This is a genomic window from Spirillospora sp. CA-128828 (assembly GCF_050945415.1).
Taxonomy (GTDB): Bacteria; Actinomycetota; Actinomycetes; order Streptosporangiales; family Streptosporangiaceae; genus Spirillospora.
Map to the genome: position 1 here is coordinate 7,571,475 of NZ_CP191986.1, position 20,903 is coordinate 7,592,377.

Consider the following 20,903-nt stretch of genomic DNA (forward strand, 5'->3'; position numbering starts at 1 on the left):
CGGGGCGGTACGGCTCGCCCGGCCGGCGGCGCGGTTCGCGGAAGGGCGCGGGTGCGGGCTTCTCAGCCGCACCGTGTGGTCGTCCGGTGACCGCCGTGCGCCCTCGGCTGATGCGTTGTTCTGTCAGGGGGCCGGCGTTCGTAGGCGCCGTTGTGGTGTGCGTAGACGGGATCGGTGGTGTCGGTTGCCTCGGCGCGTAGGGGGCGCTTGATCACCTTGTTGGTGGGCGTGCGCGGAAGCTCGGCGACGATGCGGACGTAGCGCGGCGCCCACTTCGTCCCGAGGTCCGGCTGGGCGGCCAGGAAGGCGGCGAAGGCGGGCGGGTCGAAGGTGCGGTCCGGGGCCAGCGCGGCCGCCGCCATCACCTGGTCGCCGGCGTGCTCGTCCGGGACGGCGTAGACGGCGACGTCCGCGAAGGGTTCGAAGCGGGCCAGGAGGCGTTCGACGGGGGCCGCCGCGAAGTTCTCGCCGTCCACGCGCAGCCAGTCGTCGTCGCGGCCGGCGAAGTACCAGTAACCGTCGGCATCGCGGTAGGCGAGGTCACCGGACCATGTCCAGCCGTTGCGGACGCGCTTCGCCGTCGCCTCGGGGTTGTCGTAGTAGCCCTCGAACTTCGCGGCGCCCATCGTGTCGACGATCTCGCCGATGGCCTCGTCGGCGTTGAGGAGCACGCCGTGCTCGTCGAATCGCGCGGGCGGGCACTCCTGGAGCGTGTCCGGGTCGATCACGATCGTGCCCGGCTCTGCGACGCCCAGCGAGCCGGGTGGTGTGCCAGGGACGCGGTTGAGGCGGATCTCGCCCTCGCTCGACCCGTAGGAGTCGATGACCGTGCAGCCGAAGCGGCGGGCGAACTCGGCGATGTCGCGTTCGTTCGCCTCGTTGCCGAACGCGATGCGGAGCGGGTTTCCGGCGTCGTCCGGCTTCTCCGGGGTGGCCAGGATGTAGCTGAGCGGCTTGCCCACGTAGTTGAAGAACGTGACGCCATGGCGGCGGACATCCGGGAGGAAGCCGGAGGCCGAGAACCTGCGGCGGAGGACGATGCGGCCGCCCGTCGCGACCGCGGGCGCGATCCCGGCCATCAGGGCGTTCGAGTGGAACATCGGCATGACCACGTAGAAGACGTCGTCGCGGGTGAGACCGCGCCGGTCGCGCTGCTGGACGGCGATCCGGCCCAGCCTGCCCTGAGTGCAGATCACCGCCTTGGGCGCGGACGTGGTCCCGGACGTGAAGACCAGCGAGAAGATCCTCGCCGGGTCGGCCGGCACGGTCTCCGCCGGACGTGCCCCGGCCAGGCGCCGTGCGTAGGCGCGGGTGTCCACGGTCAGCACCGGGACGTCCGCAAGTCCTTCGAGCAGCGGCGCCCGGGACGTCTCGGTGACCAGCAGCGCGCAGTCGGTGTGGGTGATGTCGCGGGCCAGTTCGGCGCCCCGGCGCGTCGGGTTCAGCTCCACGACCGGGACGCCTGCGAGCGCCGCGCCCAGCAGCCAGAACAGGTGCTCGGGGCCGTTCTCCAGGAACAGGCCGACATGACCGTCCAGGTCGCGGACGAACGAGGCCCGGCGCCGGGACTCTTCCACGACCTCGCGCCACGTCCAGGAGTGGTCCTCGAAGCACAGGCCGGCCCGGTCGTCGTCACCGCGCGCCGCGACCAGCTCCGCGAACGCCGTCTCACGCGCCGGACGGTCGTCGCCCAGGACGGCGTGCTTCACGCAGAGCCCCTCTTCAGCGCCGAGGCGGCCCGGCCGGCGCGGCGGCCGAAGAACGTGCCGTCGCCGAGGGACGTCCCGCTGACGTAGCCCTCGCCGTGCATGCCGGACGCGGCCCGTCCCGCCGCGTACAGGCCGGGCACGGGAACACCCGAGTTGTTCAGGACCTCGCCGTCGACGGTCGTGTGCAGCCCGCCCAGTGTGAACCCGGCCGCGCCGGTGCCCCGGCCCGCGCCGCCGCCGAAGAAGCCCGCCCCGGGGTCGATCGCCGCGAACGGGGACCTCAGCGGACGCAGCCACTTCGGGTCCTTGTGGAAGTACGGGTCCTCGCCCTTCTCGGCGTGCCGGTTGTAGGTCTCGACCGTGGTCTCCAGGGACCCGGCGGGCATGCCGAGCGACTCCTCCAGCTCGGCGAGGGTCTCGGCCGCGTACTTGGGAAGGACGCCCCACCGATCCGCCTCGGGGACGGACTCGTACCCCTCCTCGTCGATGATCGTCCAGTAGGGGCCGGGCTGGTGCCTGACGGCGTGCACGCTGTAGTGGCCGGGATAGACGTCCTCGTTGATGAAGCGGCGGCCCATGCCGTCCACGAGCATGCCGCGGCACACCATCGCGGGCAGCGCGGTGAGGGCGATCTCCACCACCGACATGCGCCGGGTCGCGGCGCCGATCGCGGTCGCCATCCGGATGCCGGAGCCGTCGTCCAGGCCGTCGCTCACCTTGTCGTGCCCGAGCAGCACCGGGGCGTGGTGGGCGAGCATCTCCTCGTTGTCGACGAACCCGCCCGTCGTGAGGATCACCGCCGTCCGCGCACGGTAGGTGACCGGCTTGCCGTACTTGCGCGCCACGACGCCCGCGATTCGACCGTCGTCGTCCAGCACGAGGTTCGTGGCCTGTGTGTCGACGTGCGTGACGGCACCCGCCCCGGTCGCGGCGCCGGACAGCTTCTCCATCAGCACCCCGCCGCCGAACCCGCGCGCCGCCGGACGGTGCCCGCGCGGCACGGCCCTAGCGATCGTGTTGTACGGCCAGGAGTTCTCCCCCAGCCACATCAGCCCGTCCTCCGACATGGGCATCCACGTCGGCGAGTCGTAGAAGCTCGGGTTGAACGCGACCCCGCACTCGCGGAACCACTCGAAGTGCTCCACGCTGCCGTCGCAGTACAGCCGCAGCTTCGCGGTGTCGGCGTTCGGGCCGAGCGCCGCCTCCAGGTACGCGTACATGGTGTCGGGGTCGTCGTCGAACCCGCAGGCCTTCTGCACCTCGGTGCCGCCGCCCAGGTACAGCTCGCCGCCGGACTGCGCCGACGACCCGCCGGCGCCGCTCGCGCGCTCCAGCACCAGGACGTCCGCCCCGGCGCGGGCCGCCTCGAACGCCGCCGCCGCGCCCGCGCAGCCGAAGCCGACGACGAGCACGTCGCATTCGTGGTCGAACTCGCCGATGTCGCTCAACGCGACCGGCTCGACAGAGGTCGACACGATCACTTCCCGGGTGGGGTGAACGCGGCCAGCGGCTCGGACCCCGACCAGTCGTGGCCCCAGTAGCTGTCCTTGGTGATCTCCTCGGCGGTGTAGTACGTCTCGTCCACGAGCAGACCCTCGCAGCCGTACTCGACGTCCCAGCCGCCCGGCGCCCGGACGTAGAACGACACCATCTTGTCGTTGGTGTGCCGGCCGAGCGTGGAGGAGATGGAGAAGCCCTTCTCCTTGACCGTGTCCAGCGCGATGCCGACCGCGTCGAGGGTGTCGACCTCCACCATCAGGTGGACCAGGCCCGGGTCGCCGTCATGCGGCGCCGGGCAGATCGCCAGGCTGTGGTGCCGCTGGTTGACGCCCATGAAGCGGATCCGGACGGGCCCGCCGACCTTCATCGCGCCGCGCGGCAGGAATCCGAGGACCTCGTTGTAGAACGCGGCCGTCTCGGCGAACTTCGGTGTGGGCAGGACGACGTGCCCCATGCCCATCGGACCGGTGACGAACTTCTGCGCGAAGCCGGTGCGGACCGGGCTGTGGTCGAGCACCGGGCCGAAGAACACCTCGACCGGAGTGCCGCCCGGGTCGGTGAACGCGACGACCTCCTCGGCGTCGCGCTCCGCGGCCTCCTTGGGCTTCAGCGTCGTCACGGCCGTCCCGGACTTCTCCACGGCCTCGCGGACGGCGGCCAGCGCGTACTGGTCGCGCACCTCCCAGCCGACGGCCAGCACCCGGTCACTGTCGCCGGGCACCAACTGCAGGCGTGACCGCCGCTCGTCCATGCGCAGGTACAGGCCCTCGGGGTCGGGGCCGCTCCCCTCGGCGAAGCCGAGCCCGTCGAGGGCGAACTCGCGCCACCGGTCGATGTGCCGGGTCTGGACCCTGAGATATCCCAGCCCTCGGATCTGTGTCACCTTCTCGGTCCTTTCGCTATGCGGGGGGGAGGACGGTCAGATCATCGAGCGCATCGGGCCCTGCGGGGGCTCGATGTCCAGGTCCGTCAGGGCGGAGACGTGGTAGACGGCGCCCGGGACGTGGATGGCGTGCGCGAGGCCGACGTGCGCGTCCCGCCAGAACCGCTGGATCGGGTTGTCGGTGCGCATCGCGTTCCCGCCGGACCGGACGACGATCTCGTTCATCGCCTGCACCGCCCGCCACGCCGCGCGGACCTGGGTGCGGCGCCCGGCGGCGCGCTCGGCGAAGGTCGGGACGTGCCCGGCGGCGACCATGTCGTACATCCGCGAGCAGTTGTCGAGCAGCGCGGTGCGGGACGCCTTGATCTCCTCGGCGGCCTCGCTGATCGCGTACAGCACGTACGGGTCGTCCTTGATCTTGGTGCCGGTGATCTGGACGCGGTTCCGCTGGTAGGCCATGTGGTGGTACAGGGCGCCCTCGGCGATGCCGATCACGGCGGCGGAGATGCCGAGCGGGAACACGCAGGAGAACGGCATCAGGTAGGACGGGTTGGTCAGCCCGGCCTCGCGGGGCGCCGAGCCGTCCACGACCTTGGTGTACTCCAGCGTCCGGTAGGCGGGGACGAACGCGTCCCTGACGATGATGTCCTTGCTGCCGGTGCCCTTCAGCCCGGCGACGTCCCAGGAGTCCTCGACGATCTCGTAGTCGGAGCGGGGCAGGATGAGGTGCAGCGACCGGGGCGGCATCGCCATCTTGCCGTCGTCGTCGCCGAGCATCCCGCCGAGGAAGATCCAGTCGCAGTGGTCGGTGCCGGAGGAGAACTGCCAGCGGCCGTTGAAGACGTACCCGCCGTCCACCGGCCGGGCGATGCCCATCGGCGCGTACGGGGACGCGATCCACGTGTCGGGGTCCTCGCCCCAGATCTCCTCGCGGACCTTCGGGTCGGCGTAGGCCATCTCCCACGGGTGGACGCCGACGATGCCCGCGATCCAGCCGGTGGAGCCGTCGAGGGAGGCGATCCCCAGCACCGTCTCGGCGAACTCGCGGGGGTGCACCTCCAGGCCGCCGTGCGCCTCCGGCTGCAGCAGCCGGATGACGCCGGCGTCGCGCAGGATCCGCGCGGCCTTGTCGTCGAGCCTGCCGAGGGCCTCGTTGGCGGGGCCGAGCTCGCGGATCTGCTCCGCCCGTTCCATGATCGTGTCGAGCACGCGGTTCGCCATCGCCTGTCTCCCGTGGGTGTCGTCAGCCGTCGTAGGTGATCTTCAGCCGGTCGGTGACCGGCCTCGCCTGACAGGCGAGGATGAGGCCGTCGGCGAGATCCTGCTCGTCGAGGACCGAGTTGGCGTCGAGGGTGACCTCGCCCTCCAGCCGCACGCAGGCGCAGGCCGAGCAGTTGCCCTCCCGGCAGGAAAAAGGGGCGTCCACCCCGGCGCGCAGCAGCGCATCGAGAAGCCGTTCGGACTTCGGCCAGGGCACCGTGCGCGTCTCGCCGTCCATCTCGACCTCGATCTCGCCGGCGTCGCCGTCGCCGGCCTCCTCGCCCCGGGCCTCCGGTTCCTCGAACGGGTCGCCCTCCAGCGAGAAGAAGCGCTCGACGTGCACCCGCACGCCGAGGCCGGTGAGCGTCTCCGTGACCAGGTCCATGAAGATCTCGGGCCCGCACACGTACGCGGGACGCCCGGTGTAGGGGCCGGCCAGCGACCTGACGGCGGCGGCCGTCGGCAGGCCCTGCACCGTTTCCAGCAGGTGGACGACGGTGAGCCGGCCAGGGTGCCGCTCGGTGAGCTCCCGCAACTCGTCCGCGAAGATCACCGACCGCTCGTCCCGGTTGGCGTAGAGGAGCGCGACCTTCCCGCGCCCGCCGGCCAGGCACGACTTGAGGATCGACATCACCGGGGTGATGCCGCTGCCGCCCGCGACGAGCAGCAGGTCGTCGTCCAGCGAGGACGGGGTGAACGTGCCCGCCGGGCGCAGCACCTCAAGGACGTCGCCGGCCGTGACGTTGTCGCAGATCCAGTTGGATCCGAGGCCGCCCTCGACCCGCTTCACGGTCACCTTCGGCCGGTCGTCGGTGTGCGGCGAGCTGCAGAGCGAGTAGCAGCGCGCCGCCCAGCCGTCCGCGGCCGGGACCCGGACGGTGAGGAACTGCCCGGGCCGGTAGGTGAACCGGTCGCGGTCGCCCTCGGCCGGTTCGAGGACGAGCGAGTGCGCGTCGGCCGTCTCGTGGACGACCTCCACCACCCGCGCCTTGAGTGCCGTCATGACCGTCCTGTGGCCTTTCCGGCCGCGTGCCGGGCCGCGATGTAGCCGAACACGATGGACGGGCCGATCGTGGCGCCGGGCCCCGCGTACTCGTTGCCCATCACCGACGACGACGCGTTGCCCGTCACGTACAGGCCCTCGATGGCCGTGCCGTCCCCGCGCAGGACGCGGGCGTGCTCGTCGGAGACCAGGCCGCCCTTGGTGCCGAGGTCGCCGACCTCCAGCCGGAACGCGTAGTACGGGGCCGTGTCGATGACGTCCAGGTTGGGGTTCTTCAGGTTCGGGTCGCCGTAGTAGCGGTCGTAGGCGGAGTCGCCGCGGCCGAAGTCGGGGTCCTTGCCCGTGCGGGCGTACCCGTTGAACTTCTCGACGGTCCCGGCCAGCGCGTCCGCCGGGACGCCGATCCGGCCGGCGAGCTCGGCGAGCGTGTCCGCCTTGAACACGACGCCCTTCTCGTAGAACCCCTCCGGGATCGGGGCTCCGGGGAGGATCTGCGCGAACGGGTAGCGGGCGCGGGCCTTGGCGTCCATCACGAACCAGGCCGGGACGTGCCCGCCCGCCAGCTGGTCGTGGACGAAGTTGACGTAGGGGGCCGCCTCGTTGGTGAAGCGCGTCCCGTCCTGCGACACGATGACCTGCCGGGGGATGGCGCGCTCCGACACCAGCGGGATCGTCGCCCCGGCCGGGTGGCGGACGGCGGGCATCCACCACGCGTCGTCCATCAGGTCGAGCGCCGCGCCGAGGGCCTCGCCCGCGCGGATGCCGTCGCCGGTGTTCTCACGGGCGCCCATCGCGAAGTCCTCCTGCCCGCCCTTCGGGAGGTACTTGTCGCGCATCTCCTGGTTGTGGTCGAAACCACCGCTCGCCAGGAGCACCCCCTTGCGGGCTCTGATGCGCAGGGTCGTGCCGTCCGGCCGTGCGGCGACGACGCCGGTGACGCGGCCGTCCTCGTCCGTGACCAGGCCGGTCATGGTGGTCCGCAGCCAGAGCGGGAGGCCGGCGTCCTTCAACGCCATCCGCAGGCGGGCGACGAGTGCCCGGCCGCCGGTCGACATGTGGCGGCGGCGGACCATGTTGGACGAGACGCGCCACGCCGCGACCAGCGACGCGCGGCGTCCCGCCCACGTGCGCTTGGCCATCGCGAGGTCGTGGTAGTCCTTGGCCGTCACCCACAGGCCGAGCGGGCCCTTCATGTTGTTCGGCCGCTGGTACTTCTCGTCCTCGCCGAGCTTGCGGGTGTCGAACGGCTCGGCCTCGATGGACCGGCCCAGCGCGCGCCCGCCCTCCAGCTCGGGGTGGTAGTCGGCGTAGCCCTTCGTCCAGAAGAACCGCATCCACCTGCTCTTGCAGATCAGCTCCATCGCGGCGGGGCCGTTGTCGACGTAGGCGTCGAGCCGCGCCGCCGGGACGCGTCCCTCGGTGAGCAGGTCCAGGTAGCGGCGGATCGACTCGCGGCTGTCGTCGTGGCCGCGCTCCTTCAGCGTCGGGTTGTTGGGGATCCAGATGCCGCCGCCGGAGAGCGCGGTGGAGCCGCCGAACTTCTTGCCCTTCTCCACGACCAGCGCGCTCAGGCCCGCGTCGTGCGCGGTCAGCGCGGCCGTCATCCCACCGCCGCCGCTGCCCACGACGACGAGGTCGAACTCGTGATCCCACTCGCTCATCAGAGGTCGTCCTTCCTGGTCAGGAAGGCCAGCACGGCGCTCTCCCAGGCGGACTTCTGCTCGATCATCACCCAGTGCCCGCAGTTCGGGAAGATGTTCACCTGGACGTCCGGGATCGTGCGCATCGGCACGAGCACCATGTCGACCGGGCTGACCCGGTCGTCCCGTCCCCAGGTGATGAGCGTCTTCGCCTTGAGCCTGTGCAGCATCGCCCAGTAGGGCGGCTCGTCGGAGGCCGCCATCGCCTTCGCGCGGGCGGCCATCGCCCTGGACCCGTACATGCGGCGGGCGGAGGCGAGCGTGCCGGGGTCGGTGGCCTGCCGCCAGCGCTCCTCGATCATCTCCTCGGTGACCGTCCGCGGGTCGAAGACCATCGAGTTCAGCCACCGCACGAGGCCCTCGCGGGTCGGGTTGTCCGTGAACTCCGCCAGCAGCCTGATGCCCTCGCCGGGCGCCGGGCTGAAGACGTTCGTCCCGATGCCCCCGATGCTGACCAGCCGCCGGATCCGGTCGGGATGCCGCAGCGCCACCTGCGTCGCGATGACGCCGCCCATCGAGTTGCCGATCACGTCGACCTGGCCGAGGCCCAGGCCGTCCAGGAACCGGACGACGGCGCCGCCGGCCGCCATCATCGGGTGCTCGTCGGTCGGGTCGCTGACCCCGAACCCGGGGAACTCCAGGACCAGGCACCGGAAGTGCTCGGCGAACCCGGCGAGGTTGCCGCGGTAGTTCCGCCAGCCGGTCACGCCCGGACCCGACCCGTGCAGCATCAGCAGGGGCGGTCCCTCGCCGGCCTCGTGGTAGCGCAGGACGCCGCGGTCGGTGGCGAGCTCGCGCAACGTCGACTCGTAGGTCAGCTCCGCAGGCATGATCTCCCAGTCCTTCGACGATGGCTTGTCCGGAACGTAAACGGCGGGGCGGCACGGTCACGCGGCGGATCCCGATCAGCGGGACGCGGGTCTCACGGCGATCTCCCGCCGCCGTCCCTGTCTCCCCTTCCACTCATCGGGATCGGGGTGCCCGGGCGGCACCGGGCGTGCCTACGTTCGGGCTCACCGGCCGCCCTTGACCGGTACCGCGTCCGTGCCGCTTATTGGACATGTCGCATATTGGATATGACCGCACAACCGTTCGCAGCCCCGAGGTGAACAGATGCCAGCCGAGCCAGCGCTCACGCCCGTCTCCGAGGCCGCCGCGGCCGCGCCGGAGCCGGCGGACTTCCGGAAGGCCATGGCGGAGTTCGCCACCGGCGTCACCGTGGTCACCGCCCTGGACCGCGGCGAGCCGGTCGGCTTCGCCTGCCAGTCGTTCACGTCCGTGTCGCTGGAACCGCCGCTGATCCTGTTCTGCGCCGACAAGCGCGGCCGGTCGTGGCCGCGGATCCGGTCGGCGGGGCGGTTCTGCGTCAACGTGCTCGGTGAGGAGCAGCGCGAGCTCTGCGAGCGCTTCGGATCGAGCCGGGGCGCCAAGTTCGAGGGCCTGGAGTGGGGCGTGTCCGAGTGGGGCACCCCGGCGCTGCCGGACGTCCTGCTCGCCGTGCACGCCGTCGTCCACGACATCCGCGAGGCCGGTGACCACGAGGTGGTGATCGGCCGGGTGCTCGCGGTGGAGCGGCACGAGGTGGTGAACGGCGCCTGGCGGCGTCCGATGGTGTTCTTCCGCAGCCGGTTCGGCGTCGGGGAGCCGGACGCGCCGATCGCCCCCGACCCGTGGGGCATCGGCGACCGGTGGGGCTGGGGCTGACGGCACGTCCGGCACCGGCTTCACATCCAGTCGCCGCGCCCGTCGACCGCGAGCAGCCGGTTCATCGTCTCCGGCGACCAGGTCGTCTCCTCGCCCGTCCGGGTGGCGCCGCGCCGGGCGCGCACGCCCGCGCGTCCCGCGCGCCCGCGGGGCGCCGAGCCGGGGAACAGGATCTGTGACGCCTCGCGTGCCGCGGTGACCACCAGCGGCGCGACGTTCTCCAGCGGCGCGCGGATGTCGCCGACCAGGGAGATGCCCGCGACCGGGCCCTCCGCGCCGCGGATCGCCGCCGCCACGCAGGCGATGCCGGGGTAGGACTCGCCGCGCTCGAACGCCAGCCCGCGGCGCTGCCGGACCCGGTGCAACTCCTGGTGGAGCGTGCCCAGCTCGCCGATCGTGCGGCTGGTGAACCGGCTGATGCCGGCGCCGAGCAGCGCGTCCACCTGCTCCGGCTCCAGCCACGCCAGCATCGCCTTGCCGAGCGCCGTGCAGTGCGCGGGGGCGCGCCCGCCGACCCGCGACGGGACGGACGTGGCGAGCCGCCCGCCGAGCTTGTCCAGGTAGAGGACCTCGGCGCCGTCCAGGACGGCCAGGTGCGCGACCAGCCCGGTGGTGACCTGCAGCTCGTGCAGCAGCGGCGCGGCCGCCTCGCGGATCTTGCCGTGCCCGCCGTCCTGCCCGCCGAGGCCGAGGGCGCGCTGGCCGAGCCCGTAGCCGAACGAGTGGTGCGCGAGCCAGCGCTGCTTCACGAGCTGGTCGAGGATCCGGTGCGCGGTGGAACGCGGCAGCCGGGTGCGGCGGGCGACGTCCTCCAGGGTCAGCCGGGCGGTCGGCCCGTTGAACGCGTCGAGGATCAGGGTCATCCGCTCGATCATCGACGGCGGGGACTCCCGGCGCGCCGACGCCGCCGTCATGGTCTCCGGCGTCGCTGCCTCCGGCGTCATGGCCTCGGTCATCGCACCTCCTGGAACCAGACTGAAATGAATTCTTGTTACCTGGAATGTAGCAACCGCTTGGTCACAACGGAAGGGGGTGAGTAAGCCCAGGTCAGCACGAGCATGCGCGATCAGGGCGACGTCCCAGGTCGCACCGGGTGCCGCGATAGAACGTGTTTCCACCGGCGCCGGATCCACGGCCCCGGCGAGTCCGCGCTAGGGGGTGATGGCCATGGCGGCCAGGACTCTGCCGCTCAGCGCCCGGTCGCCCGTGGTCCCAACGACGGCGTCGCCGGGCGTGCAGCGGCCCGCGGTGAGGCGGACGTAGGTCTCCCAGTCCATGGCCAGCTCGGCGGTGGGGGCCGCCGCTTCGGACAAGTGGCCCCTGCCGTTCGCGTCCACGCCGACGGTCACGTGGAAGTCGGGCGGGCCGGCGATCGCGAAGGCCACGGACTCGCCGGGGGCGGCCTTCGCGCGGCGGGCGACGACGAGGGGGAGGCCGCGGCTCAGCAGCTCCCAGAAGCAGCGCGCCGCCGGGGCGTCCAGGTTGCCGGGACGGCCGGCCGCGCGGCGGACGTCCTGCTCGTGCGTCCAGCAGTCCATGGCGCGGAACTTCATGAGCCGCGAGTAGGGGCCCTCCTTGCCGTCCGGGCACATGACGACGCGGTCGGGGTCCAGGGTGGGGAGCTGGGCCAGCCTGCGTTCCAGGACGTCCGCCAGCTCCGCGGCGACGTCCGGGCCCGGGACGGGACGCCGCGCGTGGACCGCGATCTCGAGGTAGCGGCCGAAGTCGTTGCGGATGTGGTCGAGCTCGGGAACCTCGACCTCGGGCCCCGGGTCGCCGAGGAGGTCGCGTTCCACCCCGGCGAGGTGCGCGAACTGGTCCTTGACCGTCCAGCCGGGGCAATCGGTCGGCCGGGCCCAGTCTGCATCGCCGAGCGTCCCGGCGAGCGCGAGGGCCGAGCGGACCGTCTGTTCGAAGGCGGCGGTGTTCGCGCGCATCTGCTCGTTCATGTCAGCCCCTCCATCGCCCCCGAGCCTACGACCGTCCCGGCCGGCGCGCCCGGCCGGACTCGGAACGGCATTTGATGATCAAGACATTGCGTATATAAATGTATTGAGGTATCACGCGGTGCCGCGGCAGAACCCGGCTTGGGAGATGATCGGTGTGAGCGTCGACGCGGCACGGCCGGCCACCGAAAACGAATGGCCGGCCACGCTGAGCGTCCAGGCGCTGCTCGAGCAGGGGTGGCGGCCGACTCCGTTCCGCCAATTCGTACTGAAAATCCACAGCCGCTGCAATCTGGCCTGCGACTACTGCTACATGTACGAGATGGCGGACCAGAGCTGGCGCCGGCAGCCGCGGCGGATGTCGCGCGCCACCATCGACCGGACGGCCGCCCGGATCGCAGAGCACGCGCGGTCCAACGACCTGCCCTGGATCGGGATCATCCTGCACGGCGGCGAACCCCTGCTGGCGGGCGCGGAACACATCAGGTACGCGGTGGACGCCGTGAATTCGGCGGTCGATTCCCCGACGTCGGTGAGTTTCCATGTGCAGACCAATGGCGTCCTGCTGGATTCGGTCTACCTGAAACTCTTCGACGAACTCGACATTTTCGTCAGCGTCAGCCTGGACGGCGACGAGGACGGCCATGACCGTCATCGCCGCCGCACCAACGGCACCGGAAGCCACCGGGACGTCATGACCGGGCTGCACGGCCTGACGACGCCCGCGTACCGGCGGCTGTTCAGCGGGCTGCTCAGCACGATCGACCTGGAGAACGACCCGATCGCCACCTACGAGGCGCTGATCGCCCACCGCCCGCCGGCCGTGGACTTCCTGCTCCCGCACGGGAACTGGGACACCCCTCCACCGGGCCGCGACGACGGCGACACGACTCCGTACGGCGACTGGCTCGTCGCGGTCTTCGACCGCTGGTACCGCGCACCCGCCCGCGAGACCCGCGTCCGGCTGTTCTCCGAGATCATCCGGCTCCTCCTCGGCCGCCCCTCGCACAGCGAGTCGATCGGGCTGTCACCGGTCGCCGTCACCGTCGTGGAGACGGACGGAAGCATCGAACAGGTCGACACGCTCAAGTCCGCCTACGAGGGCGCGACGCGGACGGCGCTGCACGTCAGCCGGGACCCGTTCGACGCGGCGCTGATGCTTCCCGCGATGGCCGCCCGCCAGATCGGCCGCCGGGCGCTGGCCCCCGGATGCGCGGCCTGCCCCGTCCACCGCGTCTGCGGCGGCGGTCTCTACACGCACCGGTACCGCTCCGGCACCGGCTTCGCCAACCCGTCCGTCTACTGCCGCGACCTCCTTCACCTCATCACCCACATCCGGGACGCGGTCTCCAAGGACGTGGCCGACTACAAGCGCAAGGCGTCTTCCAGGGAGCGGAGTGGATGAACCTCGGCGTGCACCGGATCCCCGAAAAGGTCTTCCTGGCGCTCGCCGCGGGCGGCGGCGGTACGACCGCCGTCGAACTCCTCCGCAGAGCCCAGTACAGCAAGCGCCTCCTGCTGCTGCGCGGCGTGCGGAACGCGGGCGGCCCGGAGACCGCCCGCGCCTATGACCTGCTCGCACGCATCCAGGAGGACGCCCCCGAGGCGGTCGAGGCCGTGCTCCGCTATCCGACCGTCGGCGAATGGACCCGGCGCACCCTCGTCGTCCTGTCCGGCAAGGAGGACGGATCCGCCCGTCCGGGAGAGTTCGCGGCCCTCGCCGCGGGCGCGGCGATCAAGGCCGGGTTCCGCTGCGAGATCGAGGTGCCGGCGCGCTCGGGCGCGATCGTCCTCCCGGGGCTGGGGCGCGCCCTCGTCCCCGGCCGGGCGAGCGCGCTCGTCCGGTCCGGGCCAGGCGGCGCGGAGGTGGTGGCCGGGGACGCCCGGACGCGCCTCCCCCGCGACGTCCACCGGGACGCGCCCGGCTGGGAGGCGATACGCCGACTGACGGTGGAGCACCGCGGAGCGGACGGCGTCTTCCTCCTGGACGAGCACGACCCGGACCGCATGCCCGGCGCCGACTGGCTCCCGCACCGGCTGGGAAGATCCGAACTGGAGCACTGGCGGTCGGCCCTCGACGACGCCTGGCGCATTCTGACCCGGCACCACCCGAGCGTCGCCGAGGACGTCGCCGCCTTCATCTCCGTCCTGACCCCGCTCGTGTCACCGGTGTACCGGCAGGCGAGCGCCACCCCCAGGCACGCCTTCGGCAGCATCGGCCTCTCCAGCCCGCCTGACGCCCGCTTCCTCGCCGTCACGCTGGCCCATGAGGTCCAGCACACCAAGCTCACCGGGCTGCTGGACGTCGTCCACCTGACCGAACCCGACGACGGCGCCACCTACTACGCGCCCTGGCGGGACGACCCGAGGCCCGTCGCCGGGCTGCTGCAGGGCGCCTACGCCCACCTCGGCATCGCCGCCTTCTGGCGCACCCAGCGCCATCACGAGACGGGCGCGGCCGCGCTGGAGGCGGACAGCGAGTTCGCGCGCTGGCGCGCCGCCACGGACCTCGTGATCCGCACCCTCGCCGGAACCGGACGCCTCACCCCCGAGGGCGAGGTATTCGTCGGCGAGATGGGCCGCACGGTCCGGGCCTGGCTGGACGAACCGGTCCGGGACGAAGCGCTGCGCCGCAGCCGGGACACGGCCGGACGGCACGTGGTCGCCTGGCGGCGCCGATACGGCGCGCACCCCTCGCTCCCGGGCACCGCCTAGATGGGCGGCGGGTCGAAGTCGCAGTCGAGATGGCGCGACTCAGCGGCGACGACGGCGTCCGGATGCTCCAGGCCGACCGTCCTGGCGTAGACGTCCATCGTCTCCTTGTACAGCCCGTTCGCCTCTTCCTCCTCACCGAGTTCCCGGAGGGAGACCGACAGGTTGGCGGCACAGGCCAGCGTCATCGGATGCTCGTCCCCGACGGTCGCGCGCAGCCGCCGCAGCGTCCCGCGGCCGAGCTTGCACGCCGACTCCACCTCTCCGAGCTCCTTCAGGTCGCTGGCCAGATTGGTGGCCACGGTGAGCGAGTAGTGGTGATCGCGGCCCAGCTTGACCTCCAGACCCGCGAGCGCCTTCTCGTTGAGCCTGCGCGCGGACTCCGCATCGCCGAACACGCGGCGCAGCAGCGCCAGGTTCCCGCCGCATCCGTGGTTGTAGGGATGCTCGGAACCGTAGACCTTCGGATACCGGACGACGGTGTCGGCGGCCAGTTCCAGGGCCGAGTCCAGATCACCGGTGCTCCGCAGGCCGTTGGCGAGGCACATCGCCGCGGCCAGGGTGTCGGGGTGGTCCAGCCCGAAGAGCCGGACGGAGCGCGCGTTGACCTCCTGCGCCTGTTCGAGCGACCGCTCCAGTTCGCCGGCCCTGCGCAGGGCGATGGCCAGGTCCTTGGCCACGAGCAGCGTCAGCGGATGTTCGGCGCCCAGCTCGTCCACGGCCTTGGCGTACGCCTCCTCGCCGAGGTCGCACGCCTCTCCGTAGTCTCCGCAGAGCCGGACCGCGCGCGCCAGCCCGCCGAGCGCGTTGGTGATGTGGGTCGCGTTGGCCTCCGGGGACTCCCCGAACAGCAGGTAGACGGCTTCGTGGAGATCCTTGGACTTCGTGTAGTCGCTGTTCAGGCCGTGGTCCAGCGCCAGGTTGTGCATGGCCCGCAGCGTGTCGATCGACGTCTCGCCGAACGCCTCCCGATGCCGCTCCAGCGAACGGAGATCGTGATCCCGGGCGTCCGCGAAGTCCCCCCGCGCCCGGAGGTCGGCGCCGAGCGAGTTCAGGAGCTGCAACGTCATCCGGTGTCTCGGGCCAACCAGTGCCTCCGTCCGCTCCATGGCGTTGAGGTTCGACTCGTACGCGGCGCCGTACTCGCCGCGGTCGCGGAGGATGTTGCCGAACTGCCGCTTGGCCTCCAGGAGATCGAGGTCGTTCTCCCCCGAGTCGGCCGTCCACTGGTCGACGAGACGCTCGATCAGGTGCTGCGCGAACGCGAAGTCGCCGGACAGACGCAGGTAGCGGACGATGTTGACGGCGAACTTGCGGACCTCGGGGTCGTGGCTCTCGGCAACGGCTGCAGGCCCCACGTGGCCGATCAGCTCCGAGTAGCGGCGCCAGCTCGACGGGGACTCCGCGTCCTCCGCCGGCATCGCCGCCACGAGGAGCATGTGCACCTCGCCGCGGAAGCGCGCCTGGTCGGCCGGGGACAGCTCGTCGCGCAGCAGCGCCTGGATCAGCCGGTGCACCTGGATGGTCCGGCTCGGCGGGTCGATCTTCGCCAGCGCGTACCGGCCCACCTCGCCGAACGCCCGCGCGAGCCGGATCGGATTGCGCAGCAGCCCGCCCAGCGGCTGCCCCATTCCGGGCGGGGTCCGGGAGAACACCTCGCGGGGGATCGGCTCGGGGCCGAAGAACGCGCAGCAGCGGAGCAGCTCGACCGCTTCCGGCACCTTCTCTGCGAGGCTGTTCACCGACAGCCTCCAGGCCGCCGTCATCGAGACCGGATACTCGCTCGGCTTGCCCTCGGCGAGCAGCTGGCTGGTGCACTCCGCCAGCAGTCGCAGATACTCCGCGACCGACATGCCGGTCTCGGCCTGAAGGGCGCCCGCCTGCTCCAGGGCGAGCGGCAGGTCCCCCAGCTCATGCGCGAGCCGGTCGGCCTCGTCCTCGCTGATGGCCCGCGGGAGCCTCTTGTTGAGGAACGCGATGCTCTCCTCGCGGGCGAACACGTCGACCTGGACCGTGTGGCCGACCCCGTCCCACCGCGGGTTGCGCGAGGTGACGAGCACATGTCCGCCCTGGGGCAGCAGGTCCTGGAGGTCCTCCGGCTGGTCGGCGTTGTCGAAGATGAGCAGCCAGCGGCGGTACGGATCCCCCCGCCGCAACGCGTCGAGCACCGCGTTGGCGGCGTCCTCGACCCCCAGCGTGGTGGCGGGCGGCAGCCCGAGCGAGGGCGCGAGTGCCGCGAGCGTCGGCCGCACGAGGGACGGCTGGTCGGCCGGCACCCACCAGACCAGGTCGTAGTCGAACCGGAACCGGTGCGCGAACTCCACCGCCATCTGGGTCTTGCCCACCCCGCCCAGGCCGTGCAGGGCGTGCGGAAGCACGGCGGTGACCTGGTCCGAAATACCGGCCTTGAGCTTGGTGAGCAACTCCTCACGTCCGGTGAAGTTCTTGTTCCGCGGCGGGATCCTCCCCCAGATCGCCGGGGCCGTCACCGGGAGCGTCATGCGTCCACCTCCGCATTTCGCCGATCATCACATGACCAGACGGTTCATCTCTCACCTGTACTCAGTTACCGTAATATCGCATTAGAGTGAGTGGCGGAACAGGTCACGCGACACAGATGCGCGATCGGATGGCGTTAAGGCCGTGGATTTCGGTCAACGCCCGAAGCAGTTTCGACTGCGCCGTAAAACGCCGCGCCGGAATTCGACGCCCGGCCGGAGCCTCGACGGCCGAACTAGGATTTTTCTGACTTCATTGATATTGTTGCTGTCAATGCTCAGCCTTACCTGACTCGTGTGCAGGACTGCGGCCGGCGAGCGGGACCGCGCTTGAGGAGACTTCATGCAGAAGCAGGAAATCACCCTTCACAACGACCTCATCGATGTGTCGGACCTCTCGCTTCGCCAGCTGGACGACCTGCTCGGGGAGTCGGCCATCGAGCAGGCCCTCCGCGAGGCCCTCGACCCGGCTCGCGGCGACTTCGTGGCCGCCAGCTTCAGCAGCGATCTGGCCGAAGACCCCATATCCGCCGGACGCTGAGCCGCCTGACCGGCGCAGGGAGACCCCCTCGCCCGAGACCGGACCGGCGGGCATCACCGGTGCTCTTCGCGCCACAGGGCGGGGCGGCCGGCAATGACTGCCGAGATGCCTCCCGCCCTGATGGGCGGCCGAGGCGAGCCTCACGCACAGCCCAGCGGGCGACATACGGCGGTCAAGAATCGCACGAGACTCGCTGGGCGTAAGCCCTTTCTCGACAATCAGCCCGATTCTGTCGCGATCTCCACTAGAGTCTGCCTACGGCCCGAGGCTACGGTGCCGTAGGTTTCCGCTCTCCACACAACGTGTCTTTCGTGTCATTGTGGGCGATTTTGCGTTAGGCGCCGAAGTCGCTGAGCGGGAGCTTTCCGGGGCCGCCTGCCGGCCGCTGGCGGGCGACCGAGTTTCAGCACGGCGAAACCGGCCACCATAAGTCGTGAGGAGGATACAGTAGGTGGCCGCTACGGATGGTGCAAGCAGGTCCGCGTGAAACCGCGGGCTTCCTTGCCGCGGGATTTCACCTTCCTGTGGAGTGGATCCGCGGCATCCCAGCTCGGCACCATGAACGCGGCCATCGCGCTTCCACTGCTGGCCCTGTCGCTCACCCGCTCTCCCGTCTTCGCGGGCTGGGTCGCCGCCGCGGGCACGGGCCCCCGCCTGCTGCTCTACCTGCCCGCCGGGATGCTCGTCGACCGGTTCGACCGGCGCCGGATCATGCTGACCTGCCAGTACACCCGGTTCACGGTGTCGGTGCTGCTGGCCATCGGACTCGTCCTGCACTTCCATCCCGGCCATCTGCTGGTCGGTGCCGCCGCTGCGGACGGCGCGCTGGCCGCCCTGTACAACCTGGCCGAGGTGGCCGTCGTGCGCCGGGTCGTCAGCTACGACGCCCTCCCCGAGGCCATGGCGAGAAACGAGGCGCGCAGCCACATCGCGCTCCTTCTCGGTCGCCCACTCGGCGGTTTTCTGTACGGCGTCAATCGCGCACTTCCCTTCACCGCGGACGCACTGTCCTCACTTTTCTCCGCATTGACCCTGCATTGCATGAAGAACAAGGAGTTCAAAGCCAGAGAACGAGACGATGTGCCGACCGCCGACTTCCGCAAGTGCCTGGAGTTTCTCAGGCGAGATCCCTTTCTGCGCATGGTGCTCGTCATCTGCGCGGTGACGAATTTCGCGTTCCAGACCGTCTTCCTCATGCTCGTCGTGCAGGCGGACCGGGAATTCGACTCCACCTCGATGATCGGCATCCTCTTCGCGGCGTCCGGGCTGGGAGGCACGCTGGGCGCCATCGTCGCCCCGCGCCTCTTCCGGCGCTTCAGGCTGGCCCACGGCAACCGGCCGATGCTCGTCCTGTTCTGCTGCGTGTGGGGGTGGTCCGCCATGACCTCCATCGTGACGATCGGCGACCATCCGCTGACCGGGCTGGCCGCGTGGGGCGGGATCAGCTTCATCGGCGCGCACATCAACGTGACGCTGACGGTCTACCAGGCGATCTGGGTCCCCAACGAGATGCTGGCGAGGGTGGCCAGCATCAACAACCTCGTCACCCAGAGCGCGGTGCCGCTGGGGTCGCTCTTCTCCGGCTACCTGTTGTCGCTCGTGTCGAGCACCAGGATCGTGACCGCGGTCGTCATGGCGGTGACCCTGTGCGTCGCCGTGACCAGCACATGCCTTCTTTGGTTCCCGCTCAAATGGCCAGGGATCGTTCTCGGGCGGATCCTGCGGAAGATGCGCAGCGCGTTGGCGCAGGCGCTGATACCGCGGCTCCCCCGATGCCCGGCCTGGGATCGGGCCTACCTGAAACTGAGCCGGCCCCTCGCTCCCGCCGAACGCGACACGGCCCTTTATGACACTTCCGCGCAACCGGAAATACCCCAGACGATAGGCCCGCGCTGAACGCGTACGATGTGCCCACCGATGGGGGTGCCGGTGCGGTTCGATGTCGGAGGGGATGAATGTCGGACGTGGCCTGGTCACTGTCATTCGAGGATCAGTCTCGCCTGGTGAAGGCCCTGTGGCGGCTTGAGGCGATACGCAAGCGCAACGCCCGCGACCTGTGCGTCTCCCTGCTCGAACGGCAGCTCGGCCATCCGCTGCCCCTGACGCGCGACGACAGCGACATCAACGACGTCTGGCAGCTCGTCGATTCGTGTCTCTCCTATGCGGGCGCGTTCCACGCCCTGATGACGGTCGTCGAGGAGTTCCATCGCGGCAGCATCCCCATGGAGGAACTCCGGAACCTGGTGGACGAGCTCCTGCCCGAACCGCTGCTCCATCCGCGGGAGCGGAGGGAGCTCGACGGGCTCCTCAGAACCCTGGCCGCCCGCGCCCCCGAGCTCGTGGCACCCGACGTGATCCGGGCCCTCTACTGGGAGGTCACCGGTCCGTCCGGCCCCGCCCTGAACGCCGACCCGGACGATCTGCGCGGCGTCCTGGCCCGGCTGGAGGACCTCACGGTCAGCGTCGACAGCGTCCCGCCGCTGCTGGCCTTCGTCGAGGAGCTCGCCGCCAGCGCGAACGGCCGCCCCGCCGTCGACCTCCAGAGCTGGGCCGGCGGCCTCGCGCACCGGCTCGGGCTGGCACGCAGCCTCCCCGCGGCGCGGCGGCGCGCCGCGCAGGCGTCCCAGCGCAGGCAGCCGCGCAGCTATCTGATCATCGAGTTCCGCCCGGACGGGGCCGTCCCCGACCGGTACCTGACCTCCGCCTGGCTGCAGGTCGAGGGCGAGCACGGACTCATGCTCCACTGCGACGACGACCCCCTCCCCTTCGACCGGCTGCCCGTCCTCGTCAAGGAGCTGCTGAGCGAGAACCAGCAGGTCGTCAACCGGCCGACGCCCGAGCTGACGCTGGAGTTCGTCCTGCCGGTCGACCTGCTCGGGACGCCCCTCGACCAGTTGCGGATCACCGTGGACGGGCTGGAGCGGCGGCTCGGCATCGAGCATCCGGTGGTCGTCCGGAGCCTCGACCGGATGCGGCGGCAGGCGTACCACCACCCCTGGCGCCGCAAGTGGCACTGGCTCCGGGACAATCCGCGCGGCGCGAAGGTGTGCTGGGTGACACAGCCCGGGCAGTACGGCGGTGAAAGCCTCTACAACATGCTGTTGTCAGAGCCGTCGTCCGTGTGCCTGGCCATGGCGTTCCCGCCCCGGCCGGACGGCCCGGACTCCTCCGACGAGCTCCGCGCCGCGCTCCAGGCGGGGGCACCGATCGTGGCCTGGTGCAGGCGGGGACGCGATCCGGGGCGGTTCGTCCAGGAGTTCCAGGACCTGCTGGACATGGGGGCCCTGGCGCTGCCCGACACCGTGCTGACGCTGCGCCGGCAGGCACTGCGCGCGCTCGACGAGGATCCCGGGGGCGACCATCTCGGCCTCGAACTGACGTTGATCTTCGATGACGCGGACCGGCTGCCCGAACCCTACGTTCGGCTGAAGGCGCCGGCCTGAGCTC

The 20,903-nt window shown here is 71.0% G+C and carries 16 protein-coding genes; 6 read left to right on the top strand and 10 right to left on the bottom strand.

Annotated features, from left to right (window positions below; all coding sequences use genetic code 11):
* Positions 1 to 62: 62 nt before the first annotated feature.
* The 7 genes from ACQPXG_RS36395 to ACQPXG_RS36425 are packed head-to-tail and all read right to left on the bottom strand — an operon-like array spanning position 63 to position 8,885.
* A complete protein-coding gene (locus ACQPXG_RS36395) occupies positions 63 to 1,709 on the bottom strand; it encodes an AMP-binding protein (RefSeq protein ID WP_433463676.1) in 1,647 nt (548 codons plus the stop codon).
* A complete protein-coding gene (locus tag ACQPXG_RS36400; RefSeq protein ID WP_433463677.1) occupies positions 1,706 to 3,184 on the bottom strand; it encodes an FAD-dependent oxidoreductase in 1,479 nt (492 codons plus the stop codon). Before ACQPXG_RS36400 ends, ACQPXG_RS36395 begins: the two co-directional genes overlap by 4 nt.
* Before the next feature lie 2 nt (positions 3,185 to 3,186).
* Positions 3,187 to 4,092 carry a VOC family protein gene (locus ACQPXG_RS36405; protein ID WP_433463678.1) on the bottom strand — a complete coding sequence of 302 codons (906 nt, stop codon included), beginning with the start codon at positions 4,090 to 4,092 and terminating at the stop codon, positions 3,187 to 3,189.
* A gap of 36 nt (positions 4,093 to 4,128) precedes the next feature.
* A complete protein-coding gene (locus tag ACQPXG_RS36410; RefSeq protein ID WP_433463679.1) occupies positions 4,129 to 5,313 on the bottom strand; it encodes an acyl-CoA dehydrogenase family protein in 1,185 nt (394 codons plus the stop codon).
* Positions 5,314 to 5,335: 22 nt separating this feature from the next.
* Positions 5,336 to 6,355, bottom strand: coding sequence for a 2Fe-2S iron-sulfur cluster-binding protein (locus ACQPXG_RS36415; RefSeq protein ID WP_433463680.1), 1,020 nt, complete (start codon positions 6,353 to 6,355; stop codon positions 5,336 to 5,338).
* On the bottom strand, positions 6,352 to 8,016 hold the full coding sequence (locus ACQPXG_RS36420) for an FAD-binding protein (RefSeq protein WP_433463681.1): 1,665 nt from the start codon (positions 8,014 to 8,016) through the stop codon (positions 6,352 to 6,354). Before ACQPXG_RS36420 ends, ACQPXG_RS36415 begins: the two co-directional genes overlap by 4 nt.
* Complete coding sequence (locus ACQPXG_RS36425; protein ID WP_433463682.1) at positions 8,016 to 8,885, bottom strand: alpha/beta fold hydrolase; 870 nt, start codon at positions 8,883 to 8,885, stop codon at positions 8,016 to 8,018. Before ACQPXG_RS36425 ends, ACQPXG_RS36420 begins: the two co-directional genes overlap by 1 nt.
* A 283-nt stretch (positions 8,886 to 9,168) precedes the next feature.
* Here ACQPXG_RS36425 and ACQPXG_RS36430 point away from each other — a divergent pair, with 283 nt between their 5' ends.
* Complete coding sequence (locus ACQPXG_RS36430; protein ID WP_433463683.1) at positions 9,169 to 9,759, top strand: flavin reductase family protein; 591 nt, start codon at positions 9,169 to 9,171, stop codon at positions 9,757 to 9,759.
* A 20-nt stretch (positions 9,760 to 9,779) separates the two neighbouring features.
* Here the strand turns inward: ACQPXG_RS36430 and ACQPXG_RS36435 are convergent, their stop codons facing one another.
* Complete coding sequence (locus tag ACQPXG_RS36435) at positions 9,780 to 10,715, bottom strand: IclR family transcriptional regulator (protein ID WP_433463684.1); 936 nt, start codon at positions 10,713 to 10,715, stop codon at positions 9,780 to 9,782.
* A gap of 195 nt (positions 10,716 to 10,910) precedes the next feature.
* Entirely contained in the window at positions 10,911 to 11,708 is a 798-nt protein-coding gene (locus tag ACQPXG_RS36440; protein ID WP_433463685.1) for a maleylpyruvate isomerase family mycothiol-dependent enzyme, read from the bottom strand.
* 154 nt (positions 11,709 to 11,862) lie between these two features.
* On the opposite strand from ACQPXG_RS36440, the gene ACQPXG_RS36445 reads away from it, so the two are divergent.
* Both ACQPXG_RS36445 and ACQPXG_RS36450 read left to right on the top strand, forming a co-directional pair.
* Positions 11,863 to 13,110, top strand: coding sequence for an FxsB family cyclophane-forming radical SAM/SPASM peptide maturase (locus ACQPXG_RS36445; RefSeq protein ID WP_433463686.1), 1,248 nt, complete (start codon positions 11,863 to 11,865; stop codon positions 13,108 to 13,110).
* Positions 13,107 to 14,420 (top strand): HEXXH motif domain-containing protein, encoded by a 1,314-nt coding sequence (locus ACQPXG_RS36450; protein WP_433463687.1) that lies wholly within the window; start codon positions 13,107 to 13,109, stop codon positions 14,418 to 14,420. Before ACQPXG_RS36445 ends, ACQPXG_RS36450 begins: the two co-directional genes overlap by 4 nt.
* Here ACQPXG_RS36450 and fxsT read toward each other — a convergent pair.
* A complete protein-coding gene (gene fxsT / locus ACQPXG_RS36455; RefSeq protein WP_433463688.1) occupies positions 14,417 to 16,918 on the bottom strand; it encodes an FxSxx-COOH system tetratricopeptide repeat protein in 2,502 nt (833 codons plus the stop codon). The genes ACQPXG_RS36450 and fxsT overlap by 4 nt on opposite strands.
* Before the next feature lie 340 nt (positions 16,919 to 17,258).
* Here fxsT and ACQPXG_RS36460 point away from each other — a divergent pair, with 340 nt between their 5' ends.
* The 3 genes from ACQPXG_RS36460 to ACQPXG_RS36470 all read left to right on the top strand — a co-directional run bounded on the left by ACQPXG_RS36460 (position 17,259) and on the right by ACQPXG_RS36470 (position 20,899).
* Positions 17,259 to 17,456, top strand: coding sequence for a hypothetical protein (locus ACQPXG_RS36460; RefSeq protein WP_433463689.1), 198 nt, complete (start codon positions 17,259 to 17,261; stop codon positions 17,454 to 17,456).
* A 483-nt stretch (positions 17,457 to 17,939) separates the two neighbouring features.
* Positions 17,940 to 19,352 (top strand): MFS transporter, encoded by a 1,413-nt coding sequence (locus ACQPXG_RS36465; protein ID WP_433463690.1) that lies wholly within the window; start codon positions 17,940 to 17,942, stop codon positions 19,350 to 19,352.
* Between the two features lie 107 nt (positions 19,353 to 19,459).
* Positions 19,460 to 20,899 (top strand): effector-associated domain 2-containing protein, encoded by a 1,440-nt coding sequence (locus tag ACQPXG_RS36470; protein WP_433463691.1) that lies wholly within the window; start codon positions 19,460 to 19,462, stop codon positions 20,897 to 20,899.
* Positions 20,900 to 20,903: the final 4 nt, after the last annotated feature.